General features: G+C 65.2%; 23 protein-coding genes. 14 read left to right on the forward strand and 9 right to left on the reverse strand.

The window, feature by feature from the left end:
• The first annotated feature begins 366 nt into the window (after positions 1 to 366).
• From ACQR1B_RS19310 to ACQR1B_RS19320, 3 genes are all read left to right on the forward strand, one after another.
• Positions 367 to 699, forward strand: coding sequence for a type II toxin-antitoxin system RelE/ParE family toxin (locus ACQR1B_RS19310; protein ID WP_434833385.1), 333 nt, complete (start codon positions 367 to 369; stop codon positions 697 to 699).
• 2 nt (positions 700 to 701) lie between these two features.
• On the forward strand, positions 702 to 1,025 hold the full coding sequence (locus tag ACQR1B_RS19315; RefSeq protein WP_434833384.1) for a DNA-binding protein: 324 nt from the start codon (positions 702 to 704) through the stop codon (positions 1,023 to 1,025).
• Between the two features lie 105 nt (positions 1,026 to 1,130).
• Positions 1,131 to 1,268 (forward strand): hypothetical protein, encoded by a 138-nt coding sequence (locus ACQR1B_RS19320; protein ID WP_434833383.1) that lies wholly within the window; start codon positions 1,131 to 1,133, stop codon positions 1,266 to 1,268.
• A 116-nt stretch (positions 1,269 to 1,384) separates the two neighbouring features.
• Here the strand turns inward: ACQR1B_RS19320 and ACQR1B_RS19325 are convergent, their stop codons facing one another.
• On the reverse strand, positions 1,385 to 2,293 hold the full coding sequence (locus ACQR1B_RS19325) for an amino acid ABC transporter substrate-binding protein (protein WP_434833382.1): 909 nt from the start codon (positions 2,291 to 2,293) through the stop codon (positions 1,385 to 1,387).
• A 166-nt stretch (positions 2,294 to 2,459) separates the two neighbouring features.
• Positions 2,460 to 3,359, reverse strand: coding sequence for a LysR family transcriptional regulator (locus tag ACQR1B_RS19330; protein WP_434833381.1), 900 nt, complete (start codon positions 3,357 to 3,359; stop codon positions 2,460 to 2,462).
• 131 nt (positions 3,360 to 3,490) lie between these two features.
• Here ACQR1B_RS19330 and ACQR1B_RS19335 point away from each other — a divergent pair, with 131 nt between their 5' ends.
• Positions 3,491 to 4,123 (forward strand): RraA family protein, encoded by a 633-nt coding sequence (locus ACQR1B_RS19335; protein WP_434833380.1) that lies wholly within the window; start codon positions 3,491 to 3,493, stop codon positions 4,121 to 4,123.
• 112 nt (positions 4,124 to 4,235) lie between these two features.
• Positions 4,236 to 4,730: a hypothetical protein gene (locus ACQR1B_RS19340; protein ID WP_434833379.1), complete on the forward strand. Its 495-nt coding sequence runs from the start codon at positions 4,236 to 4,238 to the stop codon at positions 4,728 to 4,730.
• 64 nt (positions 4,731 to 4,794) lie between these two features.
• On the opposite strand, the gene ACQR1B_RS19345 is transcribed toward ACQR1B_RS19340, so the two are convergent.
• On the reverse strand, positions 4,795 to 5,130 hold the full coding sequence (locus ACQR1B_RS19345; protein WP_434833378.1) for a hypothetical protein: 336 nt from the start codon (positions 5,128 to 5,130) through the stop codon (positions 4,795 to 4,797).
• Between the two features lie 206 nt (positions 5,131 to 5,336).
• On the opposite strand from ACQR1B_RS19345, the gene ACQR1B_RS19350 reads away from it, so the two are divergent.
• Positions 5,337 to 5,642, forward strand: coding sequence for a hypothetical protein (locus ACQR1B_RS19350; protein WP_434833377.1), 306 nt, complete (start codon positions 5,337 to 5,339; stop codon positions 5,640 to 5,642).
• A gap of 346 nt (positions 5,643 to 5,988) precedes the next feature.
• Here ACQR1B_RS19350 and ACQR1B_RS19355 read toward each other — a convergent pair whose 3' ends face one another.
• From ACQR1B_RS19355 to ACQR1B_RS19365, 3 genes are all read right to left on the reverse strand, one after another.
• Positions 5,989 to 7,272 (reverse strand): O-acetylhomoserine aminocarboxypropyltransferase, encoded by a 1,284-nt coding sequence (locus ACQR1B_RS19355; protein WP_434833376.1) that lies wholly within the window; start codon positions 7,270 to 7,272, stop codon positions 5,989 to 5,991.
• Positions 7,273 to 7,500: 228 nt separating this feature from the next.
• Complete coding sequence (locus tag ACQR1B_RS19360) at positions 7,501 to 8,085, reverse strand: CoA-binding protein (protein WP_434833375.1); 585 nt, start codon at positions 8,083 to 8,085, stop codon at positions 7,501 to 7,503.
• Positions 8,086 to 8,126: 41 nt separating this feature from the next.
• Positions 8,127 to 8,948, reverse strand: coding sequence for an enoyl-CoA hydratase (locus tag ACQR1B_RS19365; protein ID WP_434833374.1), 822 nt, complete (start codon positions 8,946 to 8,948; stop codon positions 8,127 to 8,129).
• A 70-nt stretch (positions 8,949 to 9,018) separates the two neighbouring features.
• Here ACQR1B_RS19365 and ACQR1B_RS19370 point away from each other — a divergent pair, with 70 nt between their 5' ends.
• From ACQR1B_RS19370 to rpsI, 3 genes are all read left to right on the forward strand, one after another.
• The gene (locus tag ACQR1B_RS19370; RefSeq protein WP_434833373.1) at positions 9,019 to 9,447 is read left to right on the forward strand and encodes a PaaI family thioesterase; all 429 of its coding nucleotides are present in this window, start codon (positions 9,019 to 9,021) and stop codon (positions 9,445 to 9,447) included.
• 158 nt (positions 9,448 to 9,605) lie between these two features.
• Positions 9,606 to 10,070, forward strand: coding sequence for a 50S ribosomal protein L13 (gene rplM / locus ACQR1B_RS19375; RefSeq protein ID WP_015666486.1), 465 nt, complete (start codon positions 9,606 to 9,608; stop codon positions 10,068 to 10,070).
• A gap of 1 nt (position 10,071) precedes the next feature.
• Entirely contained in the window at positions 10,072 to 10,554 is a 483-nt protein-coding gene (rpsI, locus tag ACQR1B_RS19380) for a 30S ribosomal protein S9 (protein ID WP_172109671.1), read from the forward strand.
• A gap of 90 nt (positions 10,555 to 10,644) precedes the next feature.
• Here rpsI and ACQR1B_RS19385 read toward each other — a convergent pair whose 3' ends face one another.
• Positions 10,645 to 12,738, reverse strand: a complete 2,094-nt coding sequence (locus tag ACQR1B_RS19385) for a LamG-like jellyroll fold domain-containing protein (RefSeq protein ID WP_434833372.1) — start codon at positions 12,736 to 12,738, stop codon at positions 10,645 to 10,647.
• Positions 12,739 to 12,916: 178 nt separating this feature from the next.
• Positions 12,917 to 13,087: a hypothetical protein gene (locus ACQR1B_RS19390; protein ID WP_434833371.1), complete on the reverse strand. Its 171-nt coding sequence runs from the start codon at positions 13,085 to 13,087 to the stop codon at positions 12,917 to 12,919.
• A 39-nt stretch (positions 13,088 to 13,126) separates the two neighbouring features.
• Here ACQR1B_RS19390 and ACQR1B_RS19395 point away from each other — a divergent pair, with 39 nt between their 5' ends.
• The 4 genes from ACQR1B_RS19395 to ACQR1B_RS19410 all read left to right on the forward strand — a co-directional run bounded on the left by ACQR1B_RS19395 (position 13,127) and on the right by ACQR1B_RS19410 (position 16,646).
• Complete coding sequence (locus ACQR1B_RS19395) at positions 13,127 to 14,353, forward strand: diguanylate cyclase (protein WP_434833370.1); 1,227 nt, start codon at positions 13,127 to 13,129, stop codon at positions 14,351 to 14,353.
• A 69-nt stretch (positions 14,354 to 14,422) separates the two neighbouring features.
• The gene (locus ACQR1B_RS19400) at positions 14,423 to 14,725 is read left to right on the forward strand and encodes an antibiotic biosynthesis monooxygenase family protein (RefSeq protein ID WP_434833369.1); all 303 of its coding nucleotides are present in this window, start codon (positions 14,423 to 14,425) and stop codon (positions 14,723 to 14,725) included.
• Positions 14,726 to 14,762: 37 nt separating this feature from the next.
• The gene (locus ACQR1B_RS19405; protein ID WP_434833368.1) at positions 14,763 to 15,311 is read left to right on the forward strand and encodes an HD domain-containing protein; all 549 of its coding nucleotides are present in this window, start codon (positions 14,763 to 14,765) and stop codon (positions 15,309 to 15,311) included.
• Positions 15,312 to 15,476: 165 nt separating this feature from the next.
• Entirely contained in the window at positions 15,477 to 16,646 is a 1,170-nt protein-coding gene (locus tag ACQR1B_RS19410) for a M20 aminoacylase family protein (protein WP_434833367.1), read from the forward strand.
• A gap of 19 nt (positions 16,647 to 16,665) precedes the next feature.
• On the opposite strand, the gene ACQR1B_RS19415 is transcribed toward ACQR1B_RS19410, so the two are convergent.
• Entirely contained in the window at positions 16,666 to 17,814 is a 1,149-nt protein-coding gene (locus ACQR1B_RS19415) for an AI-2E family transporter (RefSeq protein WP_434833366.1), read from the reverse strand.
• 247 nt (positions 17,815 to 18,061) lie between these two features.
• On the opposite strand from ACQR1B_RS19415, the gene ACQR1B_RS19420 reads away from it, so the two are divergent.
• The gene (locus ACQR1B_RS19420; RefSeq protein ID WP_434833365.1) at positions 18,062 to 18,835 is read left to right on the forward strand and encodes a gamma-glutamyl-gamma-aminobutyrate hydrolase family protein; all 774 of its coding nucleotides are present in this window, start codon (positions 18,062 to 18,064) and stop codon (positions 18,833 to 18,835) included.
• Positions 18,836 to 18,844: the final 9 nt, after the last annotated feature.

The following is an 18,844-nucleotide window of genomic DNA, read 5'->3' on the forward strand; positions in this document are numbered from 1 at the left end:
AACGACCTTTGCCGGAAGGGACTTTCACCCTCTCAAGAACCGCGCCTTTCCACGGCGCACCTTATACGCGATCTCCCCGGGGACCGGCTGTCTTGCCCCCGTCACCTCGCGCGATGCGTTGAGCACCCACACGAGACTTGGCGCCAGCATCGGGGCGCCAGGACCACGCGATTTCGCCGTCCATGACAGGCCGCTCGTCCGCGCAGACTCTCGTCCACGCACGGCCCGCCACGTCCACCGCATTCCCAATCCCACGCAACTGGACGACCCGGAAGCGCCCCTCGGCTGGACAGGAACAGAAAGGGAACATATGCTGATTTGCCGAACTTGGCAAGGCCTTGCTTATGGTAACGTATATGGTACTTTATGGTTGAAATCCGAGAATACCTGACGGTGGAAGGTGCCAGTCCGTTCGGACGATGGTTTGAAGATCTCGATCCCCAGGCCGCTGCGATCGTGATCGCGGCGATCGGTCGTTTGGCCGAAGGAAACACGTCGAATGTCAAACCGATCGGTGAGGGCGCAGCCGAACTGCGAATCGACCGTGGCCCTGGCTATCGAATCTACTTCGGTTGGGAGGGCAGGGCGTTGGTCATTCTTCTGGGTGGCGGCACCAAGCGGCGACAGCAGAATGACATTCGGGCGGCTTTGATGCGATGGCAGGACTACAAGCGCCGGGCTGCGCCCAGAAGGACTTGAAAATGCCTTTGACGAGGGACTTTCGCGAGACGGTTCGGGCGCGCGCAATGCGCGATCCTGCATTCCGCGAGGCGATGTTTCAGGAAGCGCTGCGCGCTTTGCTCAGCGGCGACGCCGATGCGGGTCGCGCGGCGCTTCGCGAGTATATCAACGCGACCATCGGGTTCGATAGGCTAGGCGTCGTCTTGGGCCGGCCACCGAAGAGCCTGATGCGCATGTTCGGCCCGTCGGGCAATCCCACGGCCGAGAACCTGCTCGGCGTAATCGGCGTGCTGCAGGAACGCACCGGCGTGCATATCGACGTGCGCGTCGTGGCCGCGGAGTGAGTTATTGGCGCGCATCAACATGAGCACAGTTGCTTTGAACCATTGAAGGACGACTACGATTTCTCGAACGCCGAGCGCGGCAAGTTCTTCCACGAGGGAGCGCGAATGATACCGCCTGTCTATCTGGAGGCGGATTTGCTCGATCAGCTCGCCGGGCTCGCCAGCGCGCATGGCGTGTCGCTGAACGAACTGGTCAACACGCTTCTCAGGGAGGATATCGTGCGGATCAAGGCCGCGAGATAGATATCGGGAGCGTTGCCGACGGTGATCTCGGCAATATCCAAGGGCCTTCGTGTTGCAGGCCACTGCAGCGGAGGAGGCTATCTCCGCCGCTGCTGTTGGTCCTGATATCGCGAGTCTCAATTGGGCGCATACGCGTCCGGGTCGGGACTGCTGCTGGGCGACTTGAACGCGGCGCGCAAGGGGGCCGGCATCGGGTAGTTGAAGTTGATCCCGGTCGGCGGCACGGGGGATTCGAACCACTTCTTGTAGAGCGCCTCGATGGCGGGGCTCTGATAGAGCTCGGCCGTGACGCGATCTGCGATGGCCTTGAACGGCGCATCGTCCTTGCGCAGCATGATGCCGAACGGTTCGGGCTTGGAGAATGCGTCGCTGCTGATCATGTAGGCCGCCGGGTCTTTCGACCGCGCGATGGCGACGGCGAGCTGGACGTCATCGAGCACATAGGCCTGAGCCCGGTCGGTCTCCATCATCAGGAACGCCTCGGCCTGGTCCTTGGCGGGAACGATGTTGATGCCGAGCTTGCGTTCGACATTGACCTTGTTCAGCTGCGCCATGTTGGTCGATCCGGCGATCGCGACGGCGGTCTTGCCCCTGAGGTCGTCGATCGTCTGGAGCGAGAGCGACTTCTTGGCGCCATAGCGGGTGGCGCTGAGAAAGTGCGTATTGGCAAAGGCCACGAGCTTCTGACGCTCGGCGTTGTTGGTGGTGGAGGCGCACAACAGGTCGATCGTGCCGTTCGTCATCAGCGGGATGCGATTGGAGGACGTCACCGGAACGGTTTCGATCGTGAGGTTGGGCAGCCCCAGCTCCTTTTTGACCGCATCCGCGATCCGGGCGCAGATGTCGAGCGCGTAGCCCACCGGCTTCTGGTTGCCGTCGAGATAGCTGAACGGCACCGACGATTCCTGGAAGCCGATCGAGATCCTGTTCGTCTCCTTGATCTTCTGGAGCGTGCCCGTCAGTTCCTCGGCGCCGGCGGCGTTTGCAGCGAGCGCTGCCGTCAGCAGAAGTCCCCAAATGCGCATCAAGCCTCTCCTCGCAGCAATCCTCTTCGCGCGTGCAGTGCTGCACGTGCGGTGGTGGTGCAGCCTCGCTGCGTCCAGTCCGGATGAAAAGGGATAAAAGCGCCTTCTTTATCATTCCGGGAGGTGATGGATGGCTGTGCCGTGGCGCCGCTGCGCGGTTCATGCGCTACCCTTCGAGCTGACGCCCGAAATCGCAGGTCTGGCGCGCCAGATCCGCGACGGCGGCCGCGAAGGCCGAGGGCCTGTCGTTGCGATACATGGCCGCATAGGGCACGGCCGGCAGCATCGGCTTGACGGGCAGGATGACCAGCTTCTTCTGCTCGAACAGAGGACGAAAACAGCGTTGCGGAAGATAGCTGATGCCGAGGCCGGCCACGGCGAGTCCGACCAGCGCCGTCAGATTGTCGACCGAGATGGCGCGCTTGAAGGAGACGCCGTTGGCTGCGAGCCATTTGTTGACGAAGAGGCCGGAGCCCGAGCGACGGCCCTGCATCAGAATCGTATGATGACCAAGCTCGTCGAAATCGAGGCTCCGGCGCGATCTGACCAGGCCGGGGCGCGCCGTCCACACGTTCTGCACTTCAGCAAGCCGCACCGACGTCACCTCCGGATCAGAGAAGACGTCCGGGATGACGACGAGATCGAGGCTGCCCTCGATCAGCCGGTCGTAGAGGCTTCGCGAGGTGTCCACCTCGGGCTCGATCATCACCGCCGGATAGGCTTCCCGAATGGCCGAGACGAGGCGTGGCAGCCATGTCAGCGCGGACAGCTCCGTTGCGCCGAGACGGAGGCGACGGGCCGGTGCGTGCCGGCCGTCCTTCAACTCCAGGATCTGATCCTGCAGCGCGAGCATCCGTCGGCCGAGCGCGAGGATCTCCTCGCCACGTTCGGTCAGCCGGGCCCCGCGCTGGCTGCGGTCGAACAGCGGAACGCGCGCGGAGGCCTCCAGCTCCTGGATGCGCTTAGAGATCGCCGATTGCGTCGTGTTCAGCTTGGCTGCGGCGCGCTCGAACGTGCCCAGCTCTGCGATCCAGCTCAAGGCTTCAAGCTGCTTCAGCGTGACCATTCCCAGCATTCAAAAAAGCGATCGATCGATATCTCTATTTATCTGTTTTCTGAATTGATGGCGAGTCCTACACCGGCTGTCCGCGTCGCGATCCGGCGACGCCTCTGAACGGTGCAGGGCGGGGAGCACGTATGGGACAAGGACAAGCGCAGCCAGGCGCGCCGACCGATGCCGCGATCGTTGCCGCGTTCAAGAGCGTGTCTACGGCCGTGATCAGTGACAATCTGCAGCGGTTGCCTGGTGCAGTCGGCCTGAGGCCATTCCATGCGGGCGCGCCGATGGCCGGGATCGCGCTGACCGTGAACACCGCGCCGGGAGACAATCTCTTCATCCACCGCGCGCTCGATCTCATCAAGCCGGGCGACGTCCTCGTCGTCAATGGCGGCGGCGACGAGACGCGGGCATTGGTCGGCGAGATCATCGCCGCCATCGCGCAGCAACGCGGTGCGGCCGGGATTGTCGTGGACGGTGCGATCCGGGATTCCGGCGTGCTGATGAAATCCGATTTCCCCGTATTCGCGAGGGCGGCCAATCACCGCGGCCCCTACAAGAACGGTCCGGGCGCGATCAACGTGCCGGTGTCGATCGGCGGCATGATCGTCGCGCCCGGCGACATCGTGGTTGCCGACGCCGACGGCGTGGTCGCTTTTGCGCCGGCTGTCGCCTCCGAACTGCTCCAGGCCGCCCGCACGCAGGAGCAGCGTGAAGCAGAAATCCTGGCGAGCATCCGTGCGGGCCGCTATGCGGGGGCCTACGCAAAATAGAAGTCTATTGCAGATATCAACGATATATATCATGAATTGATCGGTCACATCCAGTGAGCCGATGTCACGCGATCCTTACAGAATCAATTCGATCCGTGGGAGAACGATCGCCGTGTTGGTCGTGATTTCACTGGCGCTCGTCGCCTATTGTGCGATGCCTGATCTCGATGACAAGCTGCGCCGTGATCTGGAAGCTCTCGCTTCGGGTCGGAGCCTTGCGGAGACGCAGATCATCGGCGGAGCCGATTGGGTTTGCATCGACCAGGGCGCGTTCCGCCGTGAGTTCCTTGCGGAATCCAACAGGCTCGGCGGCACCTTCACCCGATCGCTCGAAAAATGTGGGATCGAAAACAGCTGTTGCATCGAAACAAGCGATCTTCCCGGAGTGGTCGGCCTCGTCAATGACGGCGAGATCCGCTGCGTCGAAGCAAAAAGTTATGACCTCTACCTCAAGCCGGAGGAAGCGTTCTGTGTGAAGCCTGAAAGACTGGCCGTCTCAAGAAAAGTCGCCGTCGATGGCGAACATGTGCTGGGACGTCCTTGGGTCGGTCGCGCTAGTAGAACGTCGTTTGAAGTCAGCAAGAGATCGGGTGAGCAGCGACCTTAGATCCGGCGGGGCACGTAGCCGTCTCCTTGCGCCATAGCCGTGCGAACTACATTTGCAGCGCCGCTCAGCAATACCCCGTCACGCCGCAGGCATAAGGCAGGCGAAACATGTAGTTGGTATAGCCTTCGCCGCCGTAATAGGCGCCCTGATAATCGTAGGAGAAGGCGCGGCCGTAGTAGCCGGGCAGTTCCTGGCGGCCGAGCAGCAGCGGGGTCGAGGGCAGCATCGGGGAGATCAGCGTGTCCTGGTCCTCGACGACGACCGCGGGGGGCGGGGCCTTGACGGCGCGGCGCGCCTTGGTGTGCACGACCTTGTCGTGCACGGCCGGCAGGTCGGCTGCGAGCACGACGCCGTTTGCCGCGGTTGCAATCAGAAGCATCATGATCACGGTCGTTCTCATCCTGCTCTCCTCGACATCACTGTGGGGGCGGCATACGGCCGGCCGAAGCCGTCCGCGCCGGCTGCCCCCGGCGCTGCACGATTCCCTGGTCGGCAGAATGGGCCGGGTATGGTTAACGAAAACTTTCCGCGGTCGCCCCGAGGTTGCAATCATCCGTAGAACGACGGGCGTTTTCAGGTTTCGTTAAGCTCTGCTGGTGCAGGCTCATGGCCGCTGGCGATTTTGAAGGCCAGCCGGGCGGCCGCGGTTCCATCGCGCTCGGGACGAGAAAATCTCTGCTGCATTTCAACAGAGTCTCAGACCAGAAGGGTTCGAGCATGGCGGTCATCCCGTTCTCAGCGTCCGCACGCCACAAGCTTCTGTCACGCACCGCCTCATCGACATCGGCACTCACCGCCACCGACGCGGATCTGGCCTGCTGCCAGGCACTGTCGGCGCGGCGGCTGATTGCGGACTCCGCACTGCCGCTGGCCGGCCAGGCGCAGGAGAGCGTGCTGTATCTGATGAGCTAGACGACGAGTTAACGAGGGCGCGGTCCGAGAAGCCGGCAACGGCCCGGCCGTGGGACGAAAGAGAGCGCGGAAGGCCAGGGGGGCCGTCCGCGCTCTCTTTGTTTTTTTGGGGGCCGTGCCACGGAGGACGGCTACCACCGTGGCGACAGGATGGTCGGCAACGCAGGAGCGGCGGCCTCATGGTTCGAGACGCGCCGCGTTCGATGATCTGACCTGGCATCGGCCTGACCGGCGCGGCGCTCCTCACCATGAAGGTCTGACTCCGAAACCGCACTGCACGTTGACCATGAGCAGCGTGTTCGTGGAGATGTTCTGGCGCCGAGCGCGGTGCTACGCGTTCAGCGCCTTACGCCCCCAGCGCCTGCTCCAGGTCGGCGATCAAATCTTCCTTGTCCTCGATGCCGACGGAGATGCGGACGATGTCCGGACCGGCGCCGGCCTTGATCTTGGAGGCATCGTCGAGCTGGCTGTGGGTGGTCGATGCCGGGTGGATCACCAGCGAGCGGGTGTCGCCGACATTGGCGAGATGCGAGAACAGCTTCAGGTTCGACACCAGCTTGACGCCGGAATCATAGCCGCCCTTGAGCGAGAAGGTGAACACCGCGCCGGCGCCCTTAGGGCAGTATTTGCGCGCGAGCGTGTGATATTTGTCCTCGGGCAGGCCGGCATAGTTGACGGCCGCGACTGCCGGATGCCTGCTGAGAAATTCGGCGACCGCCTTGGCATTGTCGCTGTGCTTCTGCACGCGCAGCGGCAGCGTCTCGATGCCGGTCAGGATCAGGAACGCGTTGAACGGCGACAGCGCCGGTCCAAGGTCGCGCAGGCCGAGCACGCGGCAGGCGATGGCGAAGGCGAAATTGCCGAACGTTTCATGCAGCCGGATGCCGTGATATTCGGGACGGGGCTGCGTCAGCATCGGATATTTGTCGCCGCTGCCGGCCCAGTCGAAGGTGCCGGCGTCGACGATGATGCCGCCGATCGAGTTGCCATGGCCCCCTAAGAACTTGGTCAGCGAGTGCAGCACGATGTCGGCGCCGTGATCGATCGGACGGATCAGATAGGGCGAAGCCAGCGTGTTGTCGACGATCAGCGGCACGCCGGCCTTGCGCGCAACTTGCGCGATCGCCTCGATGTCGGTGATGGTGCCGCCAGGATTGGCGATCGACTCGATGAAGATGGCCTTGGTGCGCGGGCTGACCGCGGCCTCGAAGCTCGCGACGTCGTCCGTGTCGGCCCACACCACGTTCCAGCCAAAACTCTTGAACGAATGCGTGAACTGGTTGATCGAGCCGCCATAGAGTTTTCGCGCGGCGATGAACTCGTCGCCGGGGGACAGCAATTGCTGCAACGCCACCACCTGCGCGGCATGGCCCGAGGCCACCGCGAGCGCGGCGGTGCCGCCCTCCAGCGCTGCGACGCGCTCCTCCAGCACAGCGTTGGTCGGGTTGCCGATGCGGGTGTAGATGTTGCCGAACGCCTGCAGGCCGAACAGCGAGGCGGCGTGGTCGGCGTCGTTGAAGACGAACGAGGTCGTCTGATAGATCGGCGTCGCCCGCGCGCCGGTGGTCGGGTCGGGCTGGGCGCCGGCGTGAATGGCGAGGGTGGCAAATCCGGGGGCACGGTCGGTCATGGTGTTTCCTCGTGGGCTTGATCCCCCCGCGCAGCGGCGCCGGCTGATGCGGGGATCGATGATGGGAGACGGTGTCGATAGCGCGCATTTGTACGCCTCCGCGTCATTCCGGCGGAGGACATTTGCCACCGGCCGGGATGCCGTCAAGGCACCCGGCGACAATCGGTCGGATTTGAAACGCGGTGCTGTGTCGCGCCATCGTCGCGACACGTTCCTTTCGCAGATGCGTCAGGACGGATCGCTTCTGTCCTTTGCAGCGCGGTCGGCCGCTGCCGTGGTGCCGCCGCCGACGCTGGTGCGGTTGAGAGACAATCGCATGCCCTGGGTCGGGATCGGCGCGCGCTTGGCGCTAATGGTGCGGGAGTTGACGCCCATCCAGGAAATCTCCGACGATAGCCGGCCATATTCGATCTTGGGGCAGCGGTTCATGACCACCTTCATCCCGGCGGCCTCGGCCTTTTCGGCCGCGGCGTCGTCGCGCGCGCCGAGCTGCATCCAGATCACCTTGGGCAGCGGTGAGAGCTTCAGCGCCTCGTCGACCACGGGCATGATGTGTTGGGAGCTCCGGAAGATGTCGACCATGTCGAGAGGGCGGCCGATATCGGCGAGCGAGGCGACGAAGGGCCGGCCCATCAGGCTCTTGCCGACATGGCCGGGATTGACCGGGATCATGTCGTAGCCGCGCTGCACCAGATATTTGAAGGCGAAGAAGCTCGGCCGGATCTCGGACGGCGAGGCGCCGACCATCGCGATCACCTTCACGCCGTTGAGGATGCCGCGGATGTAGTCGTCGGGATAGGTGTCGTGATTCATTCTCGATGTCTCAGGATGAGGAATGGGCAGCACCGACGTTGCTACTCATCCCGCCACTGCGGCGTCCGCTTCTCGATGAAGGCGCCGATGCCTTCCTCCGCGTCGCGGGCGAGCATGTTCTCTGTCATCACCTCTGCCGCATAACGATAGGCGTCGGCAAGGCTCATCTCGGCCTGGCGGTAGAACGCCTCCTTGCCAAGCTTGATGGTATGCGCCGATTTGCGCGCGACCTGCTGGGCCAGCGCGATCGCCGTGTCGCGTTCCGTTCCGGCTGCAACCACGCGGTTGATCAGGCCGATGTCGCGGGCGCGGGCGGCGGGAACCGGCTCACCGGTCAGCAGCATCTCCATCGCCTGCTTGCGGGGGACGTTGCGCGACAGCGCCACCATCGGCGTCGAGCAGAACAGGCCGATGTCGACGCCGGGCGTGGCGAAGGCCGCCGCCTCGGAGGCGACCGCGAGATCGCAGCTCGCGACCAGCTGACAGCCGGCCGCGGTGGCGATGCCCTGCACCGAGGCGACCACCGGCTTCGGCAGCTGCACGATGGCCTGCATCATCGCGCTGCAGGCGTTCATGAGCTTGGCGAAGAAGGCGCGGCCGCGGTCGGCATCGGCGCGGTGCGCGGTGAGTTCCTTGAGATCATGCCCGGCGCAGAACGCAGGGCCGTTGGCCGCGATCACCACGGCACGCACCGCCTTATCGGCGCCGATCTCGGCCAGCGCCTGATGCAGCTCCGCGATCAAGGCCTCCGACAGGCTGTTGCGCTGCGCCGGCCGGTTCAGCGTCAGCACCGCGACGGGACCGGCCATGGCGCGCAACAGGATAGGCGCGTCGGCGTCAGGGGCGAGGGCAGGGGCGGGCATGGCGATTTCCGGATGGGCGAGGCGTCGCGGCTAATGTAACAGATGGGCAACGAAGAGAGCAGGGGGAGACATGACGGCGAAGATGACGATTGCGGAGCTGGAAGCGTTCCTGCACGCGGAATTTCCGCAGGCGTTCCGCACCGGCGGCGACATCTCGATCGAAAGCGCCGACGGCAAGAGCTGCCGGATTCGGCAGCGCTTCAACGAGCGCATGCTGCGTCCCGGCGGCACCGTCTCCGGGCCGACGCTGATGGCGCTGGCCGATTTCGCGATGTACGTGGTGCTGCTGTCGGCGATCGGCCCGGTCGGGCTCGCCGTGACCACGAATCTCAACATCAACTTCCTGCGCAAGGGCGCGGCCGGCGCCGACGTGTTCGCCGAGGCGCGGCTGCTCAAGCTCGGCAAGCGCCTCGCCGTCGGCGAAGTCACGCTGCTGTCAGGAGAATCGCCCGATCCGATCGCCCACGTCACGGCCACCTATTCCATTCCGAATGCGTGAGGTTTTCGAGGGTATTATTGTACCATATTTATAAGCTTTTGTTTTGATTGGTGTAATTTTGCGCTGGTGGCGTTGACGAATGCGGGGCGCTTCTCTAGAAGCTGCCACCAGTTCGGCGCGTCATCCGCGCCGCAATCTCCCTGTCACGGATATCTCTCATGAAAACCTTTTCGGCAAAGCCGGCCGAGGTCCAGAAGAAGTGGGTCGTGATCGACGCCAAGGGTCTGGTCGTCGGTCGTCTCGCCACGCTGGTCGCCATGCGGCTGCGCGGCAAGCACCTCCCGATCTACACGCCGCACGTCGACTGCGGCGACAACGTCATCATCGTCAACGCCGCGCATGCCGTGCTGACCGGCCGCAAGCGCGAGCAGAAGGTGTACTACAAGCACACCGGCTACGTCGGCCACGTCAAGGAGCGTACTGCGCGCCAGATCCTCGAGGGCCGCTTCCCGGAGCGCGTGATCGAGAAGGCCATCGAGCGCATGATCCCGCGCGGGCCGCTCGGCCGCGTGCAGATGGGCAATTTGCGTGTCTACGGTGGACCCGATCATCCGCACGAGGCGCAGAGCCCCGAGAAGCTCGACATCGCGAAGTTGAACCGCAAGAACACGAGGGCCGCATAAGATGGCCGAAAGCATCCAGTCTCTCGATCAGCTGTCGCAGCTCAAGGGCGCCGTCACGGCTCCGGACGCTCCGAAGTATGAGAAGAAGGTCGACAAGTTCGGCCGCGCCTATGCCACCGGCAAGCGCAAGGACGCGGTCGCCCGCGTCTGGATCAAGCCGGGCTCCGGCAAGGTCACCGTCAACACCCGCGACATCGAAGTCTACTTCGCTCGTCCGGTGCTGCGCATGATGATCGAGCAGCCGATGGTCGTCGCCGCCCGCAAGGGCCAGTACGACGTCATCTGCACGGTCGCCGGCGGCGGCCTGTCCGGTCAGGCCGGCGCGGTCCGTCACGGCCTGTCCAAGGCGCTGACCAACTTCGAGCCGGAGCTGCGCGGCGTTCTCAAGAAGGGCGGCTTCCTGACCCGCGACTCGCGCGTCGTCGAGCGTAAGAAGTACGGCAAGGCCAAGGCCCGCCGCTCCTTCCAGTTCTCGAAGCGCTGATCTCGCAGGGCTCCGGCTGCGGCCGGATTCACTGGTCTCCAATACGAACGGGCGCCCTCGCGGGCGCCCGTTTTGCTTTTGCGTGGATGATCAGGCGCTGGCGCGGCGCGCCGTCAGCCATTGGTTCGGCGCCAGCGGCTTCGACACGACGCGGACCTCGCCGATGCTGCCGATGAAGCCGTCCGACGGCGCGCGATCCCACCAGCCGCAGCCGAGCGCCCAGGGCTGGCTCGCGGCCACGCTCGCGAGGCCATTGCCGCCGATGACGCTGCGCACGACCGGCGCGCCCTCGATGTAGAGGACAGTCGAATTGTCCTTTGGATCGTTGACGATGGCGAGATGGTACCAGGTGTTGAGCATGATCTCGCCGGACCAGTCGGTCTGCGGCTGTGCGGTCGCGCTCGACGGCACGATCTCCCACTGCACCTCGCGCAGGTTCGAGATCGCGAACAGGATCGGCGGCGATTCCGGATCGCTGCCGGCATAGCCCGGCAGCCAGCCGCGGTTGCCGAAGCGGGTGAGGATGTTGCACCAGGCGTGGTCGGCCGCCTTCCAGTTAGGATCGATCTTGATGAAGGCCTCGACCGTGTAGCCCTGGGCAAAAGTCGCAGCGTTGATCGGCGCGTTGGCCGCGGTGGTGAACCAGCTGAAGCGGCCGCCGCCCTGCTTGGTGGTGTTGAGGAACTGCACGCTGCCCGGCGCCGACGACAGCCGATGCTTGTCGGCGGTGAAGACGACGTCGGCCAATTGGGCGGCACCGGCGAGCGAGGCGCGCTGCATCGGGTTGCCCGAGGTGAGATCCGGCAGCGCGGTACCCGCCGCAACCGCCTTGCCGATCGCCTGCGAGGCGATCCGCCAGTGCGCCACCGTCTCGGCGATCAGCGGGTAGTCCTGCTCGTTGGCGGGCGGCACCACCACCGGTTCGGGCTGTTCGCTGTAGTTGGCGTAGAGATCCTGCTTCACGCGCGGCAGGATCGGCGTGCCGGCAAATGCCGGCAGGTGGCAGAAATTGGTGAAGCGGGCGAAGCGCCTGCGGAAATCGATGTCGATGGTGAATTCGTGATTGTCCTCCGACAGCCAGGCGCGGTCGAACTGCTTCAGGCTGTCCTTCGGCTTCTGCACCACCCACGGCGAAAACGAGGCGACGTCGATCCGGTTGCGGGTAAAGTCGAACTCGTACAGCCGCATCAGGCCGTTGCCGCCCTGATAGGCCATCTGATAGTCGACGACCATCTCGTGCACGGGATTGTGGAAGTCGTTGATCTTCGTCAGATGCGCGCCGCCGTGATAGTGGCCGTTCAAGGTCATGAAGATCTGGTCGTTGCTGCGGATGAGCTTGTCCCAGAGATACTGGCCGTAGGCGACTTCGAGCGGGCTCACGCCGTCATTGGCGATGTTCAGGAGCTGATGGTTGGCCAGGATCACCGGCAGCATCGGATAGCGCGCGATCATGCTGCGGGCCCAGGCGATCGCATCGTCCGAGGCGCGCCAGGACAGCGACAGCACCATGAAGCTGACGCCGCAGGCGTGGAACACATGCGCCTCGTGCCAGCCGCTCGGATGGCGCTCCAGGAAGGTGCGCTGCTTGGCGGCGCGGCTGGTCGGGAACCAGGACAAATACGGCTCGGACGATCCGCGCTGCGCGTCGGTGCCCGAGTTCTGGCTCGCCGCGTTCTCGAATTCCAGCGCCGACAGCACGTCGTGATTGCCGGCGAGCACGGAATAGGGGCGGCCGGCGTTCTCCAAGAGCTTCATCGCAGCGTCGGCGACCGCCCATTGCTGCGGATGCTTGACCTGGTCGACGACGTCGCCGAGATGGATCGTGAACGGGATGTGATACTTCGCGGCATTGTCGACGATGAATTGCGTCTGCGCCGGATAGGGCGTGCTGCCATATTGGCGCTGATAGGCCTGACCTTCCTCCGACGTCGCATAGCGCGAATAGAACTGTGTGTCCGGCAGCACCGCGAGCGCGAAGCTGGTCGTAACCTGGTGATGGTGATGATGCATGCGCCAATGCGCGTGCGCCGCCTGTCCGGGCAGCAGGCCCGCGCCCAGGCCGAGCGCCGAGACGCCCATGGCGTTGCGCAGCAGCGTGCGGCGATCGACGCCATCCGCTGGGTGATCTGCTGCGGCCGTCTTGTCGTTTGCAATCTTGTCGTTTGAATCGTCGTCGAAAGACATTCTCGTCCCCACTCGTGCAGCCGCTCTGCCGCTGGCGAGCCGTGTTAGGGAGAGATGATCTCAAATTTGAGAAAGTTTCTTATCGTTTCGATGAGTTTCCGCCGGCGGATGTGAAATGGTTCATATTGCAGGCGTTCGTTCGCAACTATCAATGAGGGACGATCGGCCGCGCGCAATTTCAGCGAGCGTCGCTCAGGCGGCCCCCGGTCGTTTTTGAATCCTGTTTGCCGCATTTTTGCGCGTCAATTTGCTGACGAGTTGCGGCGAGCTTTTCGAGAAAACTTGGTATCCCAGACAAACCTCTTTCCAACAGACCGCCCGCTAGGTTGATCGCGACAGGCTGCGCCAACTCGAAACTCCCGCGCCGCCGCAGCAACCGAGGTGACGGATGGCGCTCGACAGCCTGACGCTCGACATCGTAGCGACGATGGTCGCGGCGCTGCTAGGCGCCATGTTGCTCCATTTCGGACGACAGGAGAACACGCCGGCGCTACGCTGGTGGGGCGCGGCCTACATCCTCGGCGCGGTCGCGATCGCGCTATGGACAGTGGTTTCCGATCTCTACGGCGAAGTGGTCTCGCTGTTCCTGAGCTCCATCGGGCTGATCGCCACCGCCATGGTGTGGAACGCAGCGCGCGTGTTCCATGGCAAGGCGCCGAGCGTGCCTGGCCTCGTGCTGGGCGCGATCGTCTGGATCGCGAGCGGGCTGCTGCTCGATCCCGAGGCGCAGGCGCTGCGGCTGACCATCGGCGCCGCCATCGTCGTGATCTATGCCACCTTCACCGCCGCCGAGCTGTGGCAGGAACGGCGCCGCACCCTGCAGAAGCGCTGGCCGGCGTTGATCGTGCCGGCGATGCACGGCTTCGTCCTGATGCTGCCGATCCTGCTCGGCAACATGCTGCGCGATGCCAATGGCGCCTTCGCCGCCGCCTGGGTGACGATCTTCTCGATCGAGCTCGTGCTCTACGCGGTCGGCACCGTGTTCGTGATCTTCATGCTGGTGTCCGAGCGCATCGTCAGCGCCCACAAGCGCGCGGCGACCACCGATCCTTTGACCGGGCTGCTCAACCGCCGCGGCTTTGCCGATTCCTGCGCGCTGCTGATCGATCGCGAGGCGCGCGCGCAGCGCCCGGTCAGCGTGCTGATCTTCGATATCGATCACTTCAAGTCGATCAACGACCGCTTCGGCCATGCCGAGGGCGACGAGGTCCTGAAGCTGTTCGCAAACGTCGTGGTCAACAATCTGCGCCTCACCGATCTCTCGGGGCGGATCGGCGGCGAGGAGTTCGCCGCCCTCCTGCCGTGTTCGATCGAGGAGGCGATGGTTGCGGCCGAGCGCGTCCGCGGAGCGTTCGCGGCCGCCGGTGTGGTCTACGAGGAGAAGCCGGTCGACACCACCGTCAGCATCGGCGTCGCCGGCGGGCCGGCGGGCACCGATCTCGACGTGCTGCTCGCGGCCGCCGACACCGCGCTCTACAAGGCCAAGCGCACGGGGCGCAATCGCGTCGAGGCCTCCGCCGAGCTGCCGCTGTCGCTGGACCGCTACCGCCGCCAGCGCGCGGCTGCGGCGGCGGCCCCGGAGCTGCAGCCCGGACAGGCCGCGATCTCCAACTGACGCGTGACTTTCTCTCCCCCGATGTCTGGGCTAGACAAACGGACCGACAAAAGGGGAGGCCGACAGAACATGATCACCGAAATCGCCCAGATCGACGTCAAGCCCGGCACGGAGACGGATTTCGAGGCCGCAGTCGCCAAGGCGCGCGCGGCCTTCGGCCGCTCCAAGGGCTTTCACGGCTTCGAGCTGCACAAGTCGATCGAGAAGCCGCAGCGCTACCGCCTGATGGTGAAATGGGAGACGCTCGAGAACCACACGGTGGATTTCCGCGGTTCGGACAATTTCACCGAATGGCGCGGCCTGGTCGGGCAGTATTTCGCCAGCCCTCCCGAGGTCGAGCACACCGAGACGGTGCTGACCTCGGCGGGCTGAGGAGCCCAGCGATGCTGCTGCCGGGCGGAGCGCGGCCATGACCCATGATGATCTGGTCGCGGCCTATTCCGCTGCGGGACGGCACTATCACGATCTGCGCCATATCCAGGACTGCCTGAGCCGGCTCGACGGCGTCGCGGGCCTCAGCGCCCGCGACCGCGAGATCCTGACCCTCGCGATCTGGTGGCACGACGTCGTCTATGACCCGACGCGGTCCGACAACGAGGAGCAGAGCGCCGTCCTCGCGGAGCGTCATGTCGCGCCGGAGCTGAGCTGTGAGGTCGGACGCCTGATCCGGCTGACGCGGACGCATGATGTTGCGCCGGACGACCGGCGCGGCGCGCTGCTCGTCTCGATCGATCTCGCCATTCTCGGCGCCGACGACGCCAGCTACGATGCCTACGCGGATGCGATCCGGCGCGAATATGCCCACGTTCCGGACGAAGCCTATCGCGCCGGGCGCGCTGCCGTGCTGGAGCGGTTTGCAGAGCGGCCGGTGATCTATCCGGACGGGGCCTTTGCCGCCGTGCTCGACCGGACGGCGCGGGCCAATCTCGCGCGCGAGCTGCGCGGTCTTCGATCGTAGGCGGGATCAGCAGAGCGTTCGAGCCTCCGCATCACGCCGGCAATGCAGCCTGCGCAGCATCGCATGAGCGAATGTGGCTTGTGTTTTGTTGTCGCTCGACATGCAATGAGTTGACGCGCGCGTCCTGCGCGGCGTGCTCCTCGTCCCATCATCCGGAACTCCGTCATGCCGATCATCAACCGCGCCGCCGAGCTGGCGGAAGACGCCAAGGTCTGGCGCCGTGATTTCCACCAGCATCCCGAGCTGCTCTACGAGGTTCATCGGACGGCGGCGCGCGTCGCCGAGCTGCTGACCTCGTTCGGCGTCGACGAGGTGGTGACCGGCATCGGCCGCACCGGCGTCGTCGGTGTCATTCGCGGCCGCGAACCGTCGCAGCGCGTCATCGGCCTGCGTGCCGACATGGACGCGCTGCCGCTGCAGGAGGTCAGCGACATCCCGCACAAATCCACCATTCCCGGCCGGATGCACGCCTGCGGCCATGACGGCCACACCGCGATGCTGCTCGGGGCCGCGCGCTATCTCGCCGAGACGCGTAATTTCGCCGGCACGGCGATCGTCATCTTCCAGCCGGCCGAGGAGGGCGGCGCCGGCGGCCGCGCCATGGTCGACGACGGCCTGATGGATCGCTTCGGCATCGAGGAGGTCTACGGCCTGCACAATGCGCCGGGGCTGCCGCTGGGACACGTTTCGACGCGCACCGGCGCCGTGATGGCCGCGGCCGACACCTTTGAGGTACGCCTCAAGGGTCTCGGCGGCCACGCCGCACGGCCGAACAAATGCGTCGATCCGATCATCGCCGGCGCGCAGATCGTCACCGCGCTGCAGTCGATCGTGGCGCGCAACGTCGACCCGGTCGAGAGCGCGGTGCTGTCGATCACGCGCTTCCATGCGGGCACCACGGCCGACAACATCATTCCGCAGACGGCGATCATCGGCGGCACCATTCGCACGCTGGACGAGGATGTCCGGCGCCTGATGGACGAGCGCTTCAAGAGCGTCGTGACGGGGCTGGCGAACGGCATGGGCGTCGAGGTGGAGATCGATTACGAATGGGGCTACCCGGTCGTCGTCAACCACGCCGAGCAGACCGCGTTCGCAGCCGACGTGGCGCGCAGCGTCGTCGGGCCGGATCAGGTGATCACCGACATGCCGCCCCGGCTCGGCGGCGAGGATTTCGCCTACATGCTGCAGGCGCGGCCCGGCGCGTTCGTCTTCATGGGCATCGGCGACGGGGCCGGCGTGCACCACCCCGAATATGATTTCAACGACGAGGTCATCCCGCACGGCATCAGCTATTGGGCCAAGCTGGTCGAGACCGCGATGCCGGCGGCCTGAGGAGCCCCGGCGCGCGCGCTCAGATCGCGGCCGCGGCATCCTCGGTGCTGCGGTCGCTCTTGAAATAGTCGATCATGACCTTGGCGATCGCCATCAAGGGCAGCGCCAGGCTCAGTCCCCAGACGCCGAACACGATGCCGAGCAGGATCTGGAACGCGAACAGCGTGGCCGGCGGAATGTCCAGCGCCTGGCGCTGGATCAAGGGCGTCAGCACGTAGCTCTCCATCGCGTGCACGCCGAGGAACAGCACGAAGGCGGAGACCGCGGCGACCCAGCCCGAGGCGAGGCTCGCCAGCACGACGATGACGCCGGCGATGATGGCACCGACGGTCGGAATGAAGGCCAGCAGGCCGGCCTGGATGCCCAGGATGAACGAGCTCTGCACGCCGATGACCGCAAGCCCGATCCAGGTGACCAGGAATACCGCGAACATCGTGGTGATCTGGGCGATCAGCCAGCGCTCCAGCGTATAGCTGATGCGGTCGATGATCACGGTGGCCTGGTCGCGGTATTTTGCCGGAGCGAGGAACAGCAGCCCGCTGCGGTAGACCGCGGGCTGGGCGGCGAAGGCCAGCCCCAGGAACAGCACGATGAAGAAGTTGCCGACGGCGCTGACGGTGCCGAGCAGCAGCTTGAAGGTCTGGCTGACGATGGCGCCGCCGGAGGAGGCCAGCGCGCTCGGCGAGGGCAGGCCGCTCGGCAGGCTGTGGGACGCCGGCTGGACCGGCGTCGTCGCGCCGCCATCGGGCGCCGACGTGGCCGAGGTCGCTGCGCTGAAGTCGAAGAAGCTGGTGTCGATGCCGTTGCGGTCGAGGAAGCCCTTGATATTGCCGAGCTGCGACTTGATCGTGTCGCTCAGCACCTTGGCCTGGTCGGCGATGGTGGTGCCGCCGAGGAAGACGATACCGACGAGAAGGGCGGCAAGCGCCAGGCAGACGATGGCGAGCCGCGCCGGATGCGGCCAGGGCAGCACGCGGCCAAGCAGACTCGTCATTGCGTTCAGCGCGACGCCGAGCAGAATGCCCGCGAACAGCAGGAAGATCGCCGCCGCGTAATACCAGGTGAAGGCCAGGGCGGCCATGAACAGGATGACCCCGATGCCGCCCACGGCGATGGCCCAGGCCAGGTCGCTGCGGGCCTGGAGGCGCGGGTCTGCGGGCGCGGTCATGGTTTATCCTCTGTGCTGGTCGGCTCCCACACATTGGCGAAAACCGCTGGAGGATCAAGCGCGGGCTTGCGGGATCGTTTCCCGGTCAACGCGCGCGGAGTGCCGGAATTGGCATTGGGGACCCGCGTGGTCACATGTTGATCCGGCCGTGCGACGCAGGCATGATTTGTCGAGGCATGATTTGTGCCTGCCGGTCCGGCGGACGCGGCAGTCGATGGCCGGACGAGACGGGAGAGAAACGAAGGCAATGAAACGTCCGGTGGTCGGCGTGATCGGCAACAGCCATCGCGTCGAGAACAGGTTCGCCGTGCAGATGGTGGGCGAGCGGAATTTGAGCGCGGTGGCCGAGGTCGCCGGCGCGCTGCCGCTGATGTTTGCCGGCGTGCCCGAGATCACCGACATCGCCGCGCTGCTCGACATCGTCGATGGCGTGGTGCTGACCGGCGCCCGCGCCAACGTGCATCCGACGCGCTTCAACACCGAGCCGAGCCTCAAGCACGAGCCCTACGACATCCATCGCGACGAGGTCGCCCTGCAGCTCTCTGAAGCCTGCGTGGCGCGCGGCATCCCGCTGTTCGGCATCTGCCGCGGCCTGCAGGAGATGAACGTCGCCTTCGGCGGTTCGCTGCATCCGGAGATCCGCGAGATTCCCGGCCGCATGAACCACCGCATGCCCAGGCTCGAGAACGGCGAGATCCACCCCGATCCCACCGTCGTCTTTGCCGACCGCCACGAGGTGCGCCTGACACCGGGCGGCGCCTTCGCCACGATCCTCGGCTGCGACGCGATCAAGGTGAATTCGCTGCACGGCCAGGGCATCCTGGAGCCCGGCGCGCGCGTCGTCATCGAGGGCATCGCCGAGGACGGCACCATCGAGGCCATCCGCATCGCCGACGCGTCGAGCTTTGCGCTGGGCGTGCAGTGGCACGCCGAATACGACCCGCAGAAGAACCCCATCAACCGCAAGCTGTTCGAGGCGTTCGGGGCGGCGGTGAGGAAGCGGACGGGCGCATCAGGCTGACGTCTCAGG

Origin of the sequence: Bradyrhizobium oligotrophicum, assembly GCF_051168495.1 — a bacterium.
Lineage (GTDB): Bacteria > Pseudomonadota > Alphaproteobacteria > Rhizobiales > Xanthobacteraceae > Bradyrhizobium > Bradyrhizobium oligotrophicum_A.

Coding starts and splice junctions, on each gene's coding strand:
- ACQR1B_RS19365 (WP_434833374.1), bottom strand. CDS start 8,948: ATGCCCGCCCCTGCCCTCGCCCCTGACGCCGACGCGCCTATCCTGTTG.
- ACQR1B_RS19420 (WP_434833365.1), top strand. CDS start 18,062: ATGAAACGTCCGGTGGTCGGCGTGATCGGCAACAGCCATCGCGTCGAG.
- ACQR1B_RS19385 (WP_434833372.1), bottom strand. CDS start 12,738: ATGTCTTTCGACGACGATTCAAACGACAAGATTGCAAACGACAAGACG.
- ACQR1B_RS19355 (WP_434833376.1), bottom strand. CDS start 7,272: ATGACCGACCGTGCCCCCGGATTTGCCACCCTCGCCATTCACGCCGGC.
- ACQR1B_RS19415 (WP_434833366.1), bottom strand. CDS start 17,814: ATGACCGCGCCCGCAGACCCGCGCCTCCAGGCCCGCAGCGACCTGGCC.
- ACQR1B_RS19395 (WP_434833370.1), top strand. CDS start 13,127: ATGGCGCTCGACAGCCTGACGCTCGACATCGTAGCGACGATGGTCGCG.
- ACQR1B_RS19325 (WP_434833382.1), bottom strand. CDS start 2,293: ATGCGCATTTGGGGACTTCTGCTGACGGCAGCGCTCGCTGCAAACGCC.
- ACQR1B_RS19410 (WP_434833367.1), top strand. CDS start 15,477: ATGCCGATCATCAACCGCGCCGCCGAGCTGGCGGAAGACGCCAAGGTC.
- ACQR1B_RS19360 (WP_434833375.1), bottom strand. CDS start 8,085: ATGAATCACGACACCTATCCCGACGACTACATCCGCGGCATCCTCAAC.
- ACQR1B_RS19310 (WP_434833385.1), top strand. CDS start 367: ATGGTTGAAATCCGAGAATACCTGACGGTGGAAGGTGCCAGTCCGTTC.
- ACQR1B_RS19320 (WP_434833383.1), top strand. CDS start 1,131: ATGATACCGCCTGTCTATCTGGAGGCGGATTTGCTCGATCAGCTCGCC.
- ACQR1B_RS19330 (WP_434833381.1), bottom strand. CDS start 3,359: ATGGTCACGCTGAAGCAGCTTGAAGCCTTGAGCTGGATCGCAGAGCTG.
- ACQR1B_RS19350 (WP_434833377.1), top strand. CDS start 5,337: ATGGCCGCTGGCGATTTTGAAGGCCAGCCGGGCGGCCGCGGTTCCATC.
- ACQR1B_RS19335 (WP_434833380.1), top strand. CDS start 3,491: ATGGGACAAGGACAAGCGCAGCCAGGCGCGCCGACCGATGCCGCGATC.
- ACQR1B_RS19345 (WP_434833378.1), bottom strand. CDS start 5,130: ATGAGAACGACCGTGATCATGATGCTTCTGATTGCAACCGCGGCAAAC.
- rplM (WP_015666486.1), top strand. CDS start 9,606: ATGAAAACCTTTTCGGCAAAGCCGGCCGAGGTCCAGAAGAAGTGGGTC.
- ACQR1B_RS19405 (WP_434833368.1), top strand. CDS start 14,763: ATGACCCATGATGATCTGGTCGCGGCCTATTCCGCTGCGGGACGGCAC.
- ACQR1B_RS19370 (WP_434833373.1), top strand. CDS start 9,019: ATGACGGCGAAGATGACGATTGCGGAGCTGGAAGCGTTCCTGCACGCG.
- rpsI (WP_172109671.1), top strand. CDS start 10,072: ATGGCCGAAAGCATCCAGTCTCTCGATCAGCTGTCGCAGCTCAAGGGC.
- ACQR1B_RS19400 (WP_434833369.1), top strand. CDS start 14,423: ATGATCACCGAAATCGCCCAGATCGACGTCAAGCCCGGCACGGAGACG.
- ACQR1B_RS19315 (WP_434833384.1), top strand. CDS start 702: ATGCCTTTGACGAGGGACTTTCGCGAGACGGTTCGGGCGCGCGCAATG.